The sequence below is a fragment of the Reichenbachiella sp. genome (assembly GCF_965233835.1).
Lineage (GTDB): Bacteria > Bacteroidota > Bacteroidia > Cytophagales > Cyclobacteriaceae > Reichenbachiella.
In genome coordinates this window covers 4,166,271-4,181,783 of record NZ_OZ247585.1, presented here as the reverse complement: position 1 = coordinate 4,181,783, position 15,513 = coordinate 4,166,271, and the positions used below count along the sequence as shown (strand labels likewise).

The window sequence follows — 15,513 nt, the reverse complement described above, 5'->3', positions numbered from 1 at the left end:
AAATGCTGTTACAGCATTGATATTCAATTAATTGAACAATTGAAAATATCAATACCCTACAAATGTAATGGGTCTATGTATATTCACCAACTTTTATATTTGGATAAATTTCTGCGTAGGTTTTTATGTGCTCTTGATCTAGACGTCTATAGACATGATGTCTTTTGATTTTAGAAATAGAATCTACTCCGGTAGCTCCCATAAATTCGACAAAGCTCATGACTGTTTCGTTATGAAATTTTGCGACTCTTTTGATTTTGTCTTCTACATTTAAGCCTTTGACTAGGTGTTGCTGCTGAGTGGCTACACCAGTAGGGCAATTGTTGCTATGGCATTCTAAGGCCTGAATACAGCCTAAGGCCAGCATCATGCCTCGTGCGCTGTAACAGGCATCTGCACCTAAGGCAAATGCTCTGAAGATGTGAAATCCAGTAAGAATCTTGCCTGAAGCAATTACTCTTACATCTTTCTTAAATCCATAACCCCTCAGGGAATCACAAACAAAGGCTAGTCCATCTCTCAAAGGCATCCCAATGTTGTTGGAAAATTCAAGTGGAGCGGCACCGGTTCCCCCTTCGCCACCATCTACAGTGATGAAATCCGGAGTAACTCCAGTGTTCTGCATGGCAATACATAAATCGGTAAATTCAATTTTATTGCCCACACATAACTTAAAACCGACCGGCTTGCCTCCGGATAAGTCCCTTAACTTCTTGATGAAATGGATCAATTCTTCAGGGTTGCGAAATGCGCTGTGTGCAGGTGGAGAATCTACTCTTGTGTGCGGCTCTACTGCTCGAATGGTCGCAATCTCTTCAGTATTTTTGATCGCAGGAAGTATGCCGCCATGACCAGGTTTGGCTCCCTGTGACATTTTTATCTCAATCATTTTTACTTGATCCTGAGTGGCTTTCTCCTTAAACATCTCGTCGTTGAAGGTGCCATCTTTATTTCTGCATCCAAAATATCCTGTACCAATTTGCCAGATTAAATCACCACCATGCTTCAAATGATACTGACTAATACTTCCTTCACCCGTATTGTGAGCAAAATTGCCCAGCTTAGCACCACCATTTAATGACTCTATAGCTCGATCACTTAGTGCTCCATAGCTCATAGCAGATACATTAAAAATACTGGAACTATAAGGTTTTTTGCAGTCTGGTCCACCTATCAATACCCTGGGATGATCGTCAAGGTCATGATGATTGATGGGATGAATGGAATGATTCGCCCATTCATAACCATCTACATAGACATCGAGTTTGGTTCCAAATGGGTTGGTCGAAAGTGCTCCTTTCGCGCGTTGGTAAACGATGGATCGAAACATTCGATTGATAGGAGCACCATCTGTTTCTGATTCAATGAAATACTGGTAGATCTTCGGCCGCAAGTCTTCCATAATATATCGGAAAGCACCTAGCAGAGGAAAATTTCTTCGGAGCGTATGTTTTTTATCAAATACATCCAGTACACCAAGAAATATGACAGGGCCAACGATCACAAAACTCCACCAGACCCAGGGCCAATAGAAGGAAAGAACAATAAGAGTAACGGAGGTGATAATGGAGAGTCCAATAAATTGATTTCTCATAAGTAAAGGTTATTAATGATTAGTGTCAAATTACTCATTTTATACCTCTCTTGCACATAAAGCATTGAAATTATAAATATTCGGACTAATTTCAATAATGATGCAACCCTCTTGGTTTTCTTTGGTCTTTTGTACAGAATTTCGATAATCGTTGGAAATAGGAAATAAGGACATTCATTATCATTTGGTCGATGCGGCGAAACGCAACGATCAGACGGCTCAATTTGAGCTTTACAACTTGTATGTAAAGGCCATGTTGAACGTGAGTTTTCGTATAGTGAATGATCGCGACGAAGCTGAAGATGTGATTCAGGAGGCATTTGTGAATGTGTTTAAGAACATAAACAAATATCGAGGAGAATCTACTTTTGGTGCTTGGGTAAAGAGGATCGTGGTAAATGCCTCTATCAATGTACTCAAGAAGAGAAAGTTGGATTTGGTAGAAATGGATCAAGCTGGAGGAGAGATCGATGAGACGTTTGAAGAAGATGAGGAATCGTTGAGTTTGCCAGCCATTAAATCAGCTATCATGCAATTGCCAGAAGGTTTTAGAGCGGTATTGACCCTCTATTTGTTGGAAGGCTATGATCACAAGGAAATAGGAACAGTATTGGGTATTACGGAATCGACCTCGAAATCTCAGTTCAACAGAGCTAAGAAGAAATTGAGGGAAATTCTAAAAGAAAGGTATCAATATGAAAGATAGATTAGAAGATTTTATCAAATCGCACCGTGCAGATTTTGATGATTTAGAGCCGAGAGAACACACTTGGGCTAAGATTCAAAACGAGCTACAGTCCAATGACCAAAAGAAAGACTACACCTGGCTATGGAAAGCAGCCGCTGTAGTATTCTTATGTATTTCAGTTGGCTTGGCGGTAGAGCGAACGATGAGTACAGATTTTGAAGCAGTAGCGGAAGTGAATCAGTCACAGAAAAGTCGATCAGCTGAATTGAGAGAAGTGGAGGGTTACTATACTCAGTTGATTTCTCAAAAGCGATCAGAAATTAAAAGTGTAATTGATAAAAAAGGTTTGACAGATGTGGAGTTGCTGAAAGACATGGAGCAACTAGATAGCATGTATGCTAAGCTAAAAAAAGATTTGAAAAGAAATCAAAACGATGAAAGGCTGATCAATGCCATGATTCAAAATCTACAATTGAGAGTCGAAATTCTAAACAAACAATTGAGAATTTTAGAACGGATAAGTAAACAAGAGCAAGATGAAAAAATTAGCGTATAGCCTGTTAGTATTGCTGACCCTGATTGGTCTACAGACAGGTGCACTCTTAGGTAAGGATAAAGGATTTGACTATGAGAAAAGTCGAAAAATATCAAAGAGCTATGATGTGAATTCGAATGTAAGGCTATCGATTGAAAATAGTTTTGGTCGTGTCCATATCAATACTTGGGATCAAAACAAGATGACGGTGGATATCGAAATCATTGCGAGGATGAACAATGAAAGCCGAGCCCAGGATCTATTAGATAGAATCAAAGTTGAAATAGAAGAGAGTAATTCAGAGATCTCATTTGAAACTAGGTTGGGTAACCTAAAGAATAGAGATAGAGAAGAATTTGAGATCAACTATAAAATAAATATGCCTAAGCAAAACCCGTTAAGACTAAAGAACAGCTTTGGAGGGAATTACATCGGAGACTTATCTGGAGAAAGCGAGATAAATATCTCGTATGGAGATTTTAGAATTGAGAAACTTTTTGGATTAGCGGATTTGAGAATTTCTTTTAGTGATGGTGATGTTCAATTAGTGAAGGAAGGAGAGATTGATATTAAGTATTCCGATGTCAAAATTGATGAGCTGGGTTTAGTGAAAATGGAGCAAGGCTTTTCGGACGTTGAAATTGAAAAAATAGGAACGATTGATCTGAGTAGTAAATATGGCGATGTGGAGATCGGGACGGTTCAAGGTATCAAAGGATATGTTGGCTATTCTGAGTTTTCGATTGATCGACTGGAAGTGGAACTAGATATGGAGGCTCAATACAGTGGCGGATTCACCATTGGTGAAGTCGCTAAAGATTTCACCAAAATCACTATAGATGGCAAGTTTGGTGATTATAGAATCTCCTTTGAGGAGGGTGTCAATTTTACATTTGATACAGAGTTGAGCTTTAGTGATTTTAGTTATTCGGGTCTGCCGTTAGACTTCGATTACAAAGTCAAGGAAGATTTCAGTTCACGCTACAAAGGCAAAATGGGTAGTGGGAAAGGTGGTCATGTTAGTATTGATACCAGCTACGGCGATATCAGATTCCGATAATAAAAAATAACTCAAAAGCTCAATCTGCGTATGAGGTCTCTTATGCAAAGATTGAGTTTTTTTATTGTCTTCCTGATCATCTATTCGTTACTCGACTACTACGTCTTTCAAGCGGTCAAAGTAGTGGTTAGTAATTTCTCTAATACAGGAAAGATAGTTGTTTCGATTGTCTACTGGTCATTAACTGTATTTTCATTTTTGGCTTTAGTGGTTTTCGGTAGCGTGGACCCTACCAAATATCACAACCTGCGCACTTTCCTCGCCACAGCGGTTTTTATGAATATCCTTGGTAAGCTCACTGCAGGATTATTCGTATTTGCTGATGATATTGTACGTTTAGGGAAATACGCCTACCAAGGGCTATTTCAAAATGGTGTATCAAATCCAACTACGGACAATGGAATATCTCGATCTGAATTTCTATCTAAGTCTGCACTTATAGCAGGTGCTATTCCTATAGCTGCTATGAGCTATGGAATTTTATCAGGTGCATACGATTACAGAGTGAGGCGTAGAACAATTACACTTCAAAATCTACCTAAGGCATTTGATGGAATAAGAATAGCTCAACTTTCTGATATCCATAGCGGGAGCTTTTATAATAAAACGGCAGTAAAAGGTGGAATTGACCTGCTTAATGCAGAGAAGCCCGATCTCTTTTTGTTTACTGGTGATTTGGTAAACAATGAGTCCAAAGAGGTAAAGGATTACCTCAGCATATTCTCAAAGGTTGAAGCTAGTGCTGGGAAATTTTCCATTTTAGGAAATCATGATTATGGCGATTACAAAGCCTGGGGCTCTCAGCAAGCCAAGAAAAAAAATCTTGAACAGTTGGTGCAATCCCATAAAGATATGGGCTGGGATATTTTGCTCAACGAACACAGATATGTGGAGGTAGACGGAGAGCGGCTGGCTATTATGGGTGTGGAGAATTGGGGAGCGAGAGGTTTTGCTAAATATGGTAACCTGGATGAGACCGCAAAAAATGTAGAAGCGGACACTAAAGTTTTACTTTCTCATGACCCAAGTCATTGGGACGCTCAGATTCGTCCTAATCACAGTGATATTGATCTCACTTTATCTGGCCACACTCATGGCTTTCAGTTTGGAGTAGAAATAGGAAACTTCCGTTGGAGTCCCTCTCAATACTTGTATAAACAATGGGCGGATTTATACACTGAAGGAAATCAACACCTTTATGTCAACAGAGGATTTGGCTTTTTAGGTTACCCTGGTAGGGTAGGTATACTTCCAGAAATTACTATTTTAGAACTGAAAAGGGTTTAAAAGTTGATGTGAATATCTTCATCTCTTAAGTTGATATACCATTCGTATTTGTGATTAACTAAATCAGTTTTGATGTAGGCCCGAATCACATGAGAGCAACACGATGAAAGTTCAATTTCATCCGTGTGACCAGCTGATATTACTACACCTTCACTGAATACTTGATCATCGGCTTTTTTACTTACGACCACGTAGGTGTCGTCATTATCATTAGACAAGAATGCTTTGATTTTATTGGATGGGTCGTTGGCACCTGTCCCCCTTCTAATCGGATCTTCCTGACAAGAAAACACGATAGTAGATACGATTAATATTGTCAGTAGCACTTTCATGAACCCAGAACAACTTTTGTTCTGAAATAGTTTCACCATTACGCAATGGAACTTATTTGCGCTATGGAAAACATTTAATAAAAAAAATTAAGGGCTGAAAAATTGTGAAATGTTATGTAATCGAATGCTGCTTAGCATGAGAGTTGAGAATTGATCATTATTAAGAGCCCTTTGATTTTTGGTTGATAGATTTTAGGGAATATTAAGCGAGTATTCATAAAAGAGGCTTCGGCCTCTTTTTTACTTTTGATAGAGTACTTCGCCGTTAACTATGGTGTACTCAACTTCTGTACTGAGAATTTCCTTGGCCTCAATTTTCATGATATCTTTTGATAGCACAGTGAAGTCTGCCACTTTCCCAATCTCAATAGTACCCTTAATATCTTCTTCAAAGGCACCATAAGCGTTGTTTATGGTATACGCCTGAAGCGCTTGTTTTCTATTCATTCGTTGGTCTGGTTCATATCCATTGTCTGGTTTCCCCTTTAGGGTTTGTCGGGTAATAGAGGCGTAGAAACTTGCCAATGGATTGACCGGTTCCACAGGAGCATCAGTACCATTCATGACGTTGGCTCCTGTAGAGATGAGCTCTTGCCACATATAGGCGCTTTCGACTATTCTCTTTTCTCCTAGACGATCAATGGCCCAAGGTCTGTCCGAGCTCATATGTATGGCTTGCATAGAAGGAATTACGCCTAGCTGACCAAATCTTGGAATGTCATCACCAGCTATATGTTGGGCATGTTCAATCCTGAACCGTGGATTTTCTCGGGTTGTGTCTGATTTTAATACTATTTCGTACATATCTAGTACTTCTCTATTTGCTCTATCACCGATGCAATGTGTGCATATTTGAAATCCGTTTTTTGTGCCTTGCTCGGTTACCCTCATGATGTAATCGGCTGGAGTCAGCCTTAGTCCTTGCACTCCAGGAGCATCTTCATAGTCCTCAAGCAACAACGCTCCTCGAGAACCCAATGCACCATCTGCATATAGTTTGATAGCTCGGATGGTTAAAAAATCATTACCCAAACCAATACGTGGACCTGATGTATACCAATTGCTCAGTAATTCTTCATCGAGACCATCTAGCATAACATATAGTCTTATTTTTAGTAAGCCATTATTAAGGAAAGATTCATATAGGTCTATCGTCTTTTGTTTGGTACCAGCATCATGAAAACTCGTAATGCCATTTTTTAAACACTCCTCGATAGCCATATTCAGGATCTGTATTTTTCTTTCATCAGAATCTTCTGGGATAATGTCATCAATGATGTTTTCAGCAGTTTCATTAAAAATACCTGTTGGGTTACCACCCAAATTCTTAAAAATGGTTCCACCTTCGGGATCTGGTGTATCCTTATCCACGTTAGCCAATTCCATGGCTTTGGCGTTCGCCAATATCATGTGTCCACTAGCATGTGATAGCACTACAGGGTTATTGGGAGAGATCTCGGATAGCTTGTTATGAGATGGGAAGCCATCGATCATGTTTTCAGGTAGTACAAACCATTTATCCTGATGCCAGCCTCGGCCTAAAATCCATTCACCATCTTCGACTTCTTCTACTTTGTTTTTCACCATTTCTATGATTTCGTCATAGCTTTTGGTATTCAATAAATTCAAGTTGACAAGGTTTTCGCCAATACCCATCAGATGTCCATGACCTTCAATAAAACCAGGGGTTAGCGTTTTTCCTTCCAAGTCTATAATTTGAGTTGTGTCTGCTACCCACTGATTGGCATTTACGTTGTTGCCTACATATACAATCTTACCATCGGTTACAGCTAGAGCTTCGGCTTTAGGCTCTGTTTCATTCAGTGTATAAATGTTTGCATTAAAGAGGACCAAGTCAGCTTTTGGGTGCTTGTCTGCACAGGAAATCTGCAGACAGATAGCCACAAGGGCCAGGAGATAATATGTAGAGCGCATTGTGCTGCTTAAAAATTGAATTAATCAAACTGGTTAGAACATTAAGTTTACCATTTTTGTAGCTAATAATCAAAAAAATATTTGGCAACGGTAATACTCGTTTATGAAGGTATATACAAAAACAGGTGATAAAGGGACAACAGGACTACTTGGTGGTACAAGAGTTTCAAAATCAGACTTGAGAATAGAGTCTTACGGGACAGTTGATGAATTAAACAGTCACATGGGTATGGTCCGTGATCAGAAAGTCAACAAGTCTATTGCCGATGAGTTGGTTCAAATTCAGAATACCCTATTCGTTATTGGTTCTCATCTTGCTTCTGATCCTAAAAAATCAAAAGTGGTGATACCAGATATCACAAATGATTCTATTGAAATGCTTGAAGGGGCTATCGATAGAATGGATGCAGAGTTGCCAGAAATGAGAAACTTTGTATTACCTGGGGGACATGTGTCGGTATCTGCTGGACATATCGCAAGATGTGTTTGCCGGAGAGCTGAGCGGTTAGCCATTGCACTTTCCCAAACAGACGAGGTACATGAAAACATTACAAAATACCTGAATCGTCTATCAGATTATCTTTTTGTTCTTTGTAGATGGATGACAAAAGAATTAAAGGCTACTGAGGTGCCCTGGAAACCTTAAATAATTTAGCCGGATTGTCTTTTCAAATTGCCAACGAGAGGTGCTTTCCATGACTATTTTAACTAAATTTGCGTTTCATTACCCAAAACAAAAAAAGCTTAACAAATGACTGAGACGGCAGAATTTGAAATCAAGAAAATCGAAAGATCTAGAATTAGTGAGGTTGACTTCAATAACATTCCATTTGGTAAAGTTTATGCGGATCATATGTTCGTAGCAGACTTCGAAGATGGTGAGTGGAAAAACATGAGAATTGAGCCTTATGGTGACTTAGCCATAAGTCCGGCCAATGCTACATTACACTATGGTCAGTCAGTATTTGAAGGCTTAAAAGCATATAAAAATAAAGAAGGCGAAATCTTGATTTTTAGGCCTGAAGCAAATGCAAAAAGAATGATCGTCAGCGCAGAGCGTATGTGTATTCCTCCAATTTCGGAGGAGTTTTTTATGTCTGCATTGAGTGCTTTGCTTAAGGTTGATAGCGCTTGGGTACCAGGACAAGAAAACACCTCTTTGTACATTAGACCAGTAGTTTTTGCCGACGATCCTTATGTAGGGATTAGACCATCAGAGACGTACAAATTTTTGATATTTACGGCACCAGTAGGCGCATATTATTCTGAGCCAGTAAATGTAAAAATAGAAACGAAATACACTAGAGCAGTAGCAGGTGGTGTTGGATATGCAAAGACAGCAGGCAACTATGCCGCTTCGTTGTACCCAGCCTTGCAAGCGCAGAAAGAAGGATACCATCAATTGATTTGGACTGATGGACAGACACATGAGTTTGTAGAAGAAGCTGGAACTATGAACTTGCTGTTTTTGATCAATGATACTTTGGTAACCGCACCTACAGGTGATTCTATCCTTAATGGAATTACTAGAGACAGTGTCTTGACTTTGGCCAGAGACTGGGGCATGAAGGTGGAAGAAAAAAGATTGAGTGTCAAGGAACTTGAAGCTGCTTTGAAGGCTGGAGAAGTTAAAGAGGCATTCGGTGCAGGTACGGCTGCGACTATTGCCAAAATTCATAAAATTGGATATAACGGTACGGACTATGTGCTGCCCGAAGAAAAACCACTGGCAGACAAATTGTTTGACACGTTGGATAAAATTAAATTAGGTGAAATTGAAGATGCCCATGGTTGGGTATACAAGGTGTAACCCTTTTTTAACTAAGAAATACTTGAATCCCGATTGCTTACTTTAGTGGTTGGGATTTTTCTTTGGAAAGCACCATGTCTATTTTTTGGTTTTCATTTTCATCATCCCATGCCATGGAGCTAATTTTCCATTCTCCTTTCATTTTAATAAACTGGAATGTTTTTAAGCCTTGAGCGCTGAAGGTTTTACCATTGAGAGTTCCTGTTTTTTCATACATGGAGAATCGTTGGGCTATATGACCAAATATGTCCGTTCTTTCTTGAGTTTCGCATTCGGAAAAATCGATCAGTGTACCATCGCTAAGTAGTTTTTTTCTTGGAATAATGAAGCTTTCCAAGTCATAAATCTCTGTTAATCCATTAACATTCTTGATGATTGTTGTTTGAGGAATACATAATTCATAAATGTAATCCAATTTGGGTTTACTATTATTCTTTGTAGTGAAAAGGTCGAAGAACTCTTTTACTATACGATCTAGCTCAATTTTTGAATCCATATGCAAGTTGTTTAGCACAATATTAGAAATTTAAATTGAGCGAACTGTCTGTCTTAAAGAATGTTGATGATTCTTGGACTACCTTTGTTGCCAATGAAATACGAAGCCTACAATATTAGCCCAGAGCTGAAGAGAAACCTTGATACTCAGGGATTCAAACGACCTACGGATATTCAGTTTAAATCAATACCGGCAATATTGAAAGGGGAAGATGTGTTGGCAATAGCCCAAACAGGGACAGGAAAGACAGCGGCTTTTGCCATTCCTATTATTGATCGATTGCAACGTTCAAAAAAACACAGAAGCGGAGATGATATCCGGTGTGTGGTGATGGTGCCTACCAGAGAGTTGGCCATTCAGATTACCAGAGCATTTGATGAGCTGTCAAAAGGTACAAAAGTCCGCGCCATAAGTATCTTTGGAGGGGTGGAGCAAGATCCGCAAATTGCTAAATTGGCTAAAGGTGTAGACATTATTGTAACGACCCCTGGCAGGATGTTTGACTTGGTAAGTCAAGGATTTATCAAACTTGATCAGGTAGAAACGGTAGTATTGGATGAAGCCGATCATATGCTCAACTTGGGCTTTATTAAGGATATTCAAGACTTGGTTAAATTTTTGCCCAAGCGAAGGCAAACACTTTTTTTCTCAGCTACCATTGACGAAAAGATCAAAAAAGTGGCTTATTCTTTGGTCCATAAGCCAATAAGAATTCAAATTTCTCCAAAAGACCCGGTCTCAAAAAATGTGGAGCACGCCGTGGCTTTCATCAAGATGGATGATAAGAGATTCTTCCTGGAAAGGTTGATTGGAGAGAACCCCGATAAGAAAATATTGGTATTTGTAAGAACCAAAGTAAGGGCCGAGCGCGTGCTGGCGGCAATGGCAAGAGTTGATATTTCGGGTCAAACCATCCATGGAGACAAAGATCAAGATGAGCGTAATCGTGTGATGAGTGCGTTTAGAGCCGGTAGGAACAAAATTTTGATTGCTACGGACGTCAGTGCCAGAGGAATTGATATACCCAATGTGGATTTTGTGGTGAATTACGATATGCCGGATGAACCTGAAAATTACGTGCACCGTGTAGGGAGAACCGGTAGAGGTAAACAAAAGGGGCAGGCAGTAAGCTTTTGTAGCCCTGAAGAAAAACCGCTGTTGGTGGAAGTAGAGAAATATACCCACACGGCCATTCAGGTAATGGATATTGAATGGAATACTTATCAGGATACCATCGACCTCACTGCGGATACCACCGACAATTGGAAGCAATTACTCAAAGAAGCTGAAGCCAATCCCCACAAGCCTAAGAAGAAAAAGAAGAAGCGCTAGTTTCTATTTAAGAAGGTCAAGACTAACTGATCCTTGAAAATAATAAAATAGAGAAATAAGCGCGATCATGGCCATATAGACCATGTCTTTTGTTGATATGTCTTTCATAGCTGCTGATTTTATGAATATCAAATATAGTAAAATAGCAATAAATAGTTGTACTTTTCTACTGTAGGAGAATTACCTAATTTTCAATTTTATACGAAATAAGCCAGTATAAGGGTGAAAATAAAGCTGGAAACTCCTAACAAAGTTGTCATTATCGTCCATGATCTAAAGGTCTGTTTTACAGATAATCCTAAATAACGGTTGATTAACCAGAATCCGCTGTCATTCACATGTGAAAGAACGGTGGCTCCAGAGGCAATAGCTATCACCATGAGAGCAAGTTGAGCAGAAGACAAACTTGCTGATGTGATCAGCGCAGCAGTCATGCCTGCAGAAGTAATCATAGCAACCGTGGCTGATCCCTGTATAACACGCATTAAAGCTGCCATGACGAAGGCGAAAATAAAGGGTGAAGATAAGTTGTCTGCAAAGGCATTAGCCAACATCTGTCCGGTGCCAGTATCCATGAGTATTTGCTTGAATACACCACCAGCACCTGTCAGAAGAATGATAATCCCAGCTGGAGCCAATGATTTTGTACTCATTTCTGATAGGGCCTCTTTAGAGAAGCCATTTTTTATCCCTATAAAATACCAAGCCAACAAATTGGCAATGATCAAGGCAGAAAAAGGATGACCAAAAAATTCCAACCAAACTTTGATTATGCCTGCATCAATCCAGGTTTTAGAAATGGTGTTCAATACAATCAGCAGAATGGGCACCGCAATAATGATTAATACCGGAGCTAACTTGGGATTCTGCGAGTTGCTGTCATCGGTACTTTCTATTGGTGGTGCAGCGATGAAGGTTTGTGTAGCCAGCCGTTTCGCAAGCAGTGGACCACTTATAATAACTGAAGGGATTCCAATAATAAAACCAAATATCATAACCAACCCCAGGTCAGCACCCAATATGTCAGCAACAGCTACCGGACCGGGTGTGGGCGGAATAAAACTATGGGTGGCCGCCAAACCTGCCAAGAGTGGAATGGCAAATAGGTACAGCGACTTTCCTGATCTCCGCTGAAGTGAGTAAATGAGCGGTACGAGTATGATAAATGCTACATCGAAGAAAACCGGAATAGCTACCACGAATCCTGTAATGGTCATAGCCCATGGAGCCTTTTCTTCTCCCATTTTCTCCAGAAAGAAATTGGCTAGCGCATTGGCTGCTCCGGATTGCTCGAGGATGGCGCCGAATATAGCACCTAACCCTACTACTGTGGCTACAAAGCCCAATGTGTTGCCCATGCCGGTTTTCATGGAGTTCATGATTGCAGTGGGTTCCATGCCAGCGAAAAGTCCAACCGCTATACTTGCAATAAGTAGTGCTAAAAATGCTTGAATCTTAAAGTATAGGATAAGAAAGAGCAGAATGCCAATACCCGCCACTACAGCCAATATGAGTTGAATATCTATCATACCCACTCCGTATGAAAGGATTCAGTCAAAGGCTTATCGACACGTTTGTAGGTATGAGCGCCGAAGTAGTCTCTTTGTGCCTGCAACATATTCGCTGATGATTGACCATTTACATATCCTAGGAAGAAATTCATAGCTGAAGAGAATACCGGAACAGGGTATCCGCTGGTTACTGCCCGTCCCACGATTTGGGCCAAATTTGCTTGTTGCTCGCTTAGTGACTTTACCACCGCAGGGTGGAAAAGCAACTGATCTGTGTCTTTAAAAAAGTTTACCATAGCGCTCATCAATTCTGATCGAATGATGCAACCATTGGTCCATATTCTGGAAATTTCACTAAAGTCTAAATCCCAGTTGTATTGGTTTGAAGCTTCTTTCATCATATCAAACCCAACCGCATGATTCACGATTCGAGCGGCAGAGTAACCTTCCATCAAAGCAGAAATAAAACTCTCTCGATCTTGAGCTATGGGTTGTTTGATCTGACCATAGAGCCCGTTGGCAGCTATTCGTGTTTCTTTTTGTGCTGAGATGTTTCGAGCCATAACTGCATCAGCAATGGTATTGAGTGGCGAGCCAAGTCGTATCGCAGCTTCGGTAGACCATCCTCCCGTACCTTTTTGTGAGGCCACGTCTAGTATTTTATCCAACAGAAGTTCTCCGTTTTCTTCCTTACGAAGAATGTTGATAGTGATTTCTAATAAGTAGCTATCCAGTCCCTTTGTTTTCCAGTGTTCTAAGGTTTTGGCAATTTCTTCTGGTTGCATACCCAAGCCATTACGCATCAATTCATATACTTCAGCCAATAATTGCATTTCAGCATATTCGATGCCATTGTGTACCATTTTTATAAAATGACCAGATCCTTCTGGTCCTACATAAGTACAGCAAGCCTTGCCATTGGCGTCTTTGGCTGCAATATTTTCGAGAAAGGGTGCAATTCTGTTATAGGCAGTTTTACTGCCTCCTGGCATGATGGAAGGACCTTTTCTAGCACCTTCTTCACCACCCGAGATCCCAGTTCCGATAAAATTGATGTCGTGCATAGCCAAGGCTTGATCTCTGCGGTTTGTATCCAGGTAATTAGAATTACCGCCATCGATGATTAGGTCATCTGGCCCTAAAAGAGGGGTAAGCTCCGCTATGATAGCGTCTACTGCAGCTCCTGCTTGTACCATCAATAGGATATTTCTGGGTGGTGCCATGGAGTCAACGAATTCCGGTAGGTCATCAAAACCCTGTATGTTTAAAGCGGGATGTTTGGCCACAAAGTCCTTGGCCACGCCTTCTTCCTTGTCTGCTACATGTCTGTTGAATACGGACAATTTGACCTTGTTATTAGCCATGTTGATAGCTAGGTTTTGACCCATCACACCCATGCCTATGATTCCAAATTCGGTTTTACTGCTCATTTTAATTAGTATTTCTTGTAATATGTTTTCTGGTGTTTGATCTATGCTTACCTCAATAGCGTTATTCGGCCTTTCCAAATCATTAAATTGGCTCTTTAGGATAGACGGATCTAAAAAATGATCCCTTCGCAATGCAAGACGGCTGCTGATCAAATCAAAACTTCCTGATAAATGAATAATAGTAAGTTTTTCGTGAGGTATGGTAGATAATGTACTACGATATTTTTCTTTCAAAGCAGAACAGGCCAGCACAGCTCCTCCTTTGGCTTCCCAGATTTTTATTTTTTCACCTAAGGTTTCTAACCAGGGTTGGCGATCCTGATCCGTCAATGGCTCTCCTCCGGAGAGCTTCTTGATATTGCTTTCTGGATGAAAATCATCGGCGTCATAAAAAGGAATAGCCAAGGCAATGGCCAATAGTTGGCCAACCGTAGTTTTTCCAGTTCCCGAAACCCCCATTACAATTATCATAGTTCAAAGGTGGTTATATAGAGGAGGTTTGCACCCTGCTAATTATTTCAAATCAGTAGGTTAAATATTTCAGTAGGGTAAATGCATGTATCCTCTTTTAATAGATGAAACCTAATTGTTTAGTACGAATAGCGTACCTGAATGCATTGAGCCAAGTAAATGAGCTATCTTTGCTTTCGCTTGAAGGGTTTATTAACATTTTTTTAATTAAAAAGTTTAAGATGAGAGGAAAGAATAGTTTACTAATGATGCTACTATTGATGGTAGCTACCGTGATCTTTGTAAGATGTGATTCAGATGAGGATTCTGATCTTGATAACATGAATGATGACATGGAAAATGCGGGCGATGACGAAACTGAGTATCAAGCAGATATTAGTGTGTTAAAGGACCTTTTTTACCACACTGACGCAGTAACATTCACATTTGATGATGAATGGGTCACCATTACATCCAAAGATCTACCTGATCATGTGAGTGTGTATTATGATGAGTCAGATCCACTGTATGAGGATTATACAAAGGAGGATGACTCAGATTTCATCAAAAATCCAAATACGATTGGTGAGCAGAATAATGTTTTCAAGATACCACGTTACCCATCGGAGGCTTCAGTAAAAGAAAGTACTTCAGGAGGAGCTATAGGTGTGACTATTAATAGTGTTTCATTTTTCAATCAGGAAGCTGCTCCGGGTGATGATATTTTGGATGAATTGAAAACATTCGATCAATATGAAGGGCACCCTGCAGGAACTCAGTATCATTATCATAACGAACCGGTTTGGTTGACAAAGTTTAGGGACAATGCGGACAATGAAGCTTTGGTCGGGCTACTACTTGATGGTTTTCCGGTATATGGTACACACGAAGATGGAGTTCAGATGACCAATAATGACTTGGATGATTACCATGGACATTTTGGGGTTACCGATGAGTTTCCTGAGGGTATTTATCACTATCATATTACAGATGATTTGCCATGGATCAATGGTGATGGGTACTATGGAACTGCTGGTACGGTAACCAACTAGA

The 15,513-nt window shown here is 40.1% G+C and carries 14 protein-coding genes; 8 read left to right on the top strand and 6 right to left on the bottom strand.

The window, feature by feature from the left end; translation table 11 throughout:
- Nucleotides 1-73: 73 nt before the first annotated feature.
- Complete coding sequence (locus ACO6S2_RS17695) at nt 74-1,594, bottom strand: FMN-binding glutamate synthase family protein (protein ID WP_422359893.1); 1,521 nt, start codon at nt 1,592-1,594, stop codon at nt 74-76.
- Nucleotides 1,595-1,745: 151 nt separating this feature from the next.
- On the opposite strand from ACO6S2_RS17695, the gene ACO6S2_RS17690 reads away from it, so the two are divergent.
- Genes ACO6S2_RS17690 through ACO6S2_RS17675 form a run of 4 tightly spaced genes read left to right on the top strand, consistent with a single transcriptional unit; the run spans nt 1,746 to nt 5,164 of the window.
- Nucleotides 1,746-2,300 carry an RNA polymerase sigma factor gene (locus ACO6S2_RS17690; protein ID WP_422359892.1) on the top strand — a complete coding sequence of 185 codons (555 nt, stop codon included), beginning with the start codon at nt 1,746-1,748 and terminating at the stop codon, nt 2,298-2,300.
- Nucleotides 2,290-2,838, top strand: a complete 549-nt coding sequence (locus ACO6S2_RS17685; RefSeq protein ID WP_422359891.1) for a hypothetical protein — start codon at nt 2,290-2,292, stop codon at nt 2,836-2,838. The genes ACO6S2_RS17690 and ACO6S2_RS17685 overlap by 11 nt, the downstream gene beginning before the upstream one ends.
- Nucleotides 2,819-3,877 carry a hypothetical protein gene (locus ACO6S2_RS17680; RefSeq protein WP_422359890.1) on the top strand — a complete coding sequence of 353 codons (1,059 nt, stop codon included), beginning with the start codon at nt 2,819-2,821 and terminating at the stop codon, nt 3,875-3,877. The genes ACO6S2_RS17685 and ACO6S2_RS17680 overlap by 20 nt, the downstream gene beginning before the upstream one ends.
- A gap of 42 nt (nt 3,878-3,919) precedes the next feature.
- Nucleotides 3,920-5,164, top strand: a complete 1,245-nt coding sequence (locus tag ACO6S2_RS17675; RefSeq protein WP_422359889.1) for a metallophosphoesterase — start codon at nt 3,920-3,922, stop codon at nt 5,162-5,164.
- Here ACO6S2_RS17675 and ACO6S2_RS17670 read toward each other — a convergent pair.
- Both ACO6S2_RS17670 and ACO6S2_RS17665 read right to left on the bottom strand, forming a co-directional pair.
- A complete protein-coding gene (locus tag ACO6S2_RS17670) occupies nt 5,161-5,496 on the bottom strand; it encodes a hypothetical protein (protein WP_422359888.1) in 336 nt (111 codons plus the stop codon). The two genes, ACO6S2_RS17675 and ACO6S2_RS17670, sit on opposite strands and share 4 nt — an antisense overlap.
- A 240-nt stretch (nt 5,497-5,736) precedes the next feature.
- Nucleotides 5,737-7,431 carry an amidohydrolase gene (locus ACO6S2_RS17665; protein WP_422359887.1) on the bottom strand — a complete coding sequence of 565 codons (1,695 nt, stop codon included), beginning with the start codon at nt 7,429-7,431 and terminating at the stop codon, nt 5,737-5,739.
- A gap of 103 nt (nt 7,432-7,534) precedes the next feature.
- Here ACO6S2_RS17665 and ACO6S2_RS17660 point away from each other — a divergent pair, with 103 nt between their 5' ends.
- Together ACO6S2_RS17660 and ACO6S2_RS17655 are read left to right on the top strand one after the other, a co-directional pair.
- Nucleotides 7,535-8,077: a cob(I)yrinic acid a,c-diamide adenosyltransferase gene (locus tag ACO6S2_RS17660; RefSeq protein WP_422359886.1), complete on the top strand. Its 543-nt coding sequence runs from the start codon at nt 7,535-7,537 to the stop codon at nt 8,075-8,077.
- 105 nt (nt 8,078-8,182) lie between these two features.
- The gene (locus ACO6S2_RS17655) at nt 8,183-9,241 is read left to right on the top strand and encodes a branched-chain amino acid aminotransferase (RefSeq protein ID WP_422359885.1); all 1,059 of its coding nucleotides are present in this window, start codon (nt 8,183-8,185) and stop codon (nt 9,239-9,241) included.
- A gap of 37 nt (nt 9,242-9,278) precedes the next feature.
- On the opposite strand, the gene ACO6S2_RS17650 is transcribed toward ACO6S2_RS17655, so the two are convergent.
- Complete coding sequence (locus tag ACO6S2_RS17650; protein ID WP_422359884.1) at nt 9,279-9,737, bottom strand: hypothetical protein; 459 nt, start codon at nt 9,735-9,737, stop codon at nt 9,279-9,281.
- A 93-nt stretch (nt 9,738-9,830) separates the two neighbouring features.
- Between ACO6S2_RS17650 and ACO6S2_RS17645 the strand changes: the two genes are divergently transcribed.
- Nucleotides 9,831-11,069 (top strand): DEAD/DEAH box helicase, encoded by a 1,239-nt coding sequence (locus tag ACO6S2_RS17645; RefSeq protein ID WP_422362455.1) that lies wholly within the window; start codon nt 9,831-9,833, stop codon nt 11,067-11,069.
- Between the two features lie 197 nt (nt 11,070-11,266).
- Here ACO6S2_RS17645 and ACO6S2_RS17640 read toward each other — a convergent pair whose 3' ends face one another.
- Together ACO6S2_RS17640 and gndA are read right to left on the bottom strand one after the other, a co-directional pair.
- On the bottom strand, nt 11,267-12,598 hold the full coding sequence (locus tag ACO6S2_RS17640) for a GntP family permease (protein WP_422359883.1): 1,332 nt from the start codon (nt 12,596-12,598) through the stop codon (nt 11,267-11,269).
- Nucleotides 12,595-14,481 (bottom strand): NADP-dependent phosphogluconate dehydrogenase, encoded by a 1,887-nt coding sequence (gene gndA, locus ACO6S2_RS17635; RefSeq protein WP_422359882.1) that lies wholly within the window; start codon nt 14,479-14,481, stop codon nt 12,595-12,597. The genes ACO6S2_RS17640 and gndA overlap by 4 nt, the downstream gene beginning before the upstream one ends.
- A 221-nt stretch (nt 14,482-14,702) precedes the next feature.
- On the opposite strand from gndA, the gene ACO6S2_RS17630 reads away from it, so the two are divergent.
- Nucleotides 14,703-15,512 (top strand): YHYH protein, encoded by an 810-nt coding sequence (locus ACO6S2_RS17630; protein ID WP_422359881.1) that lies wholly within the window; start codon nt 14,703-14,705, stop codon nt 15,510-15,512.
- Nucleotide 15,513 lies beyond the last annotated feature (1 nt).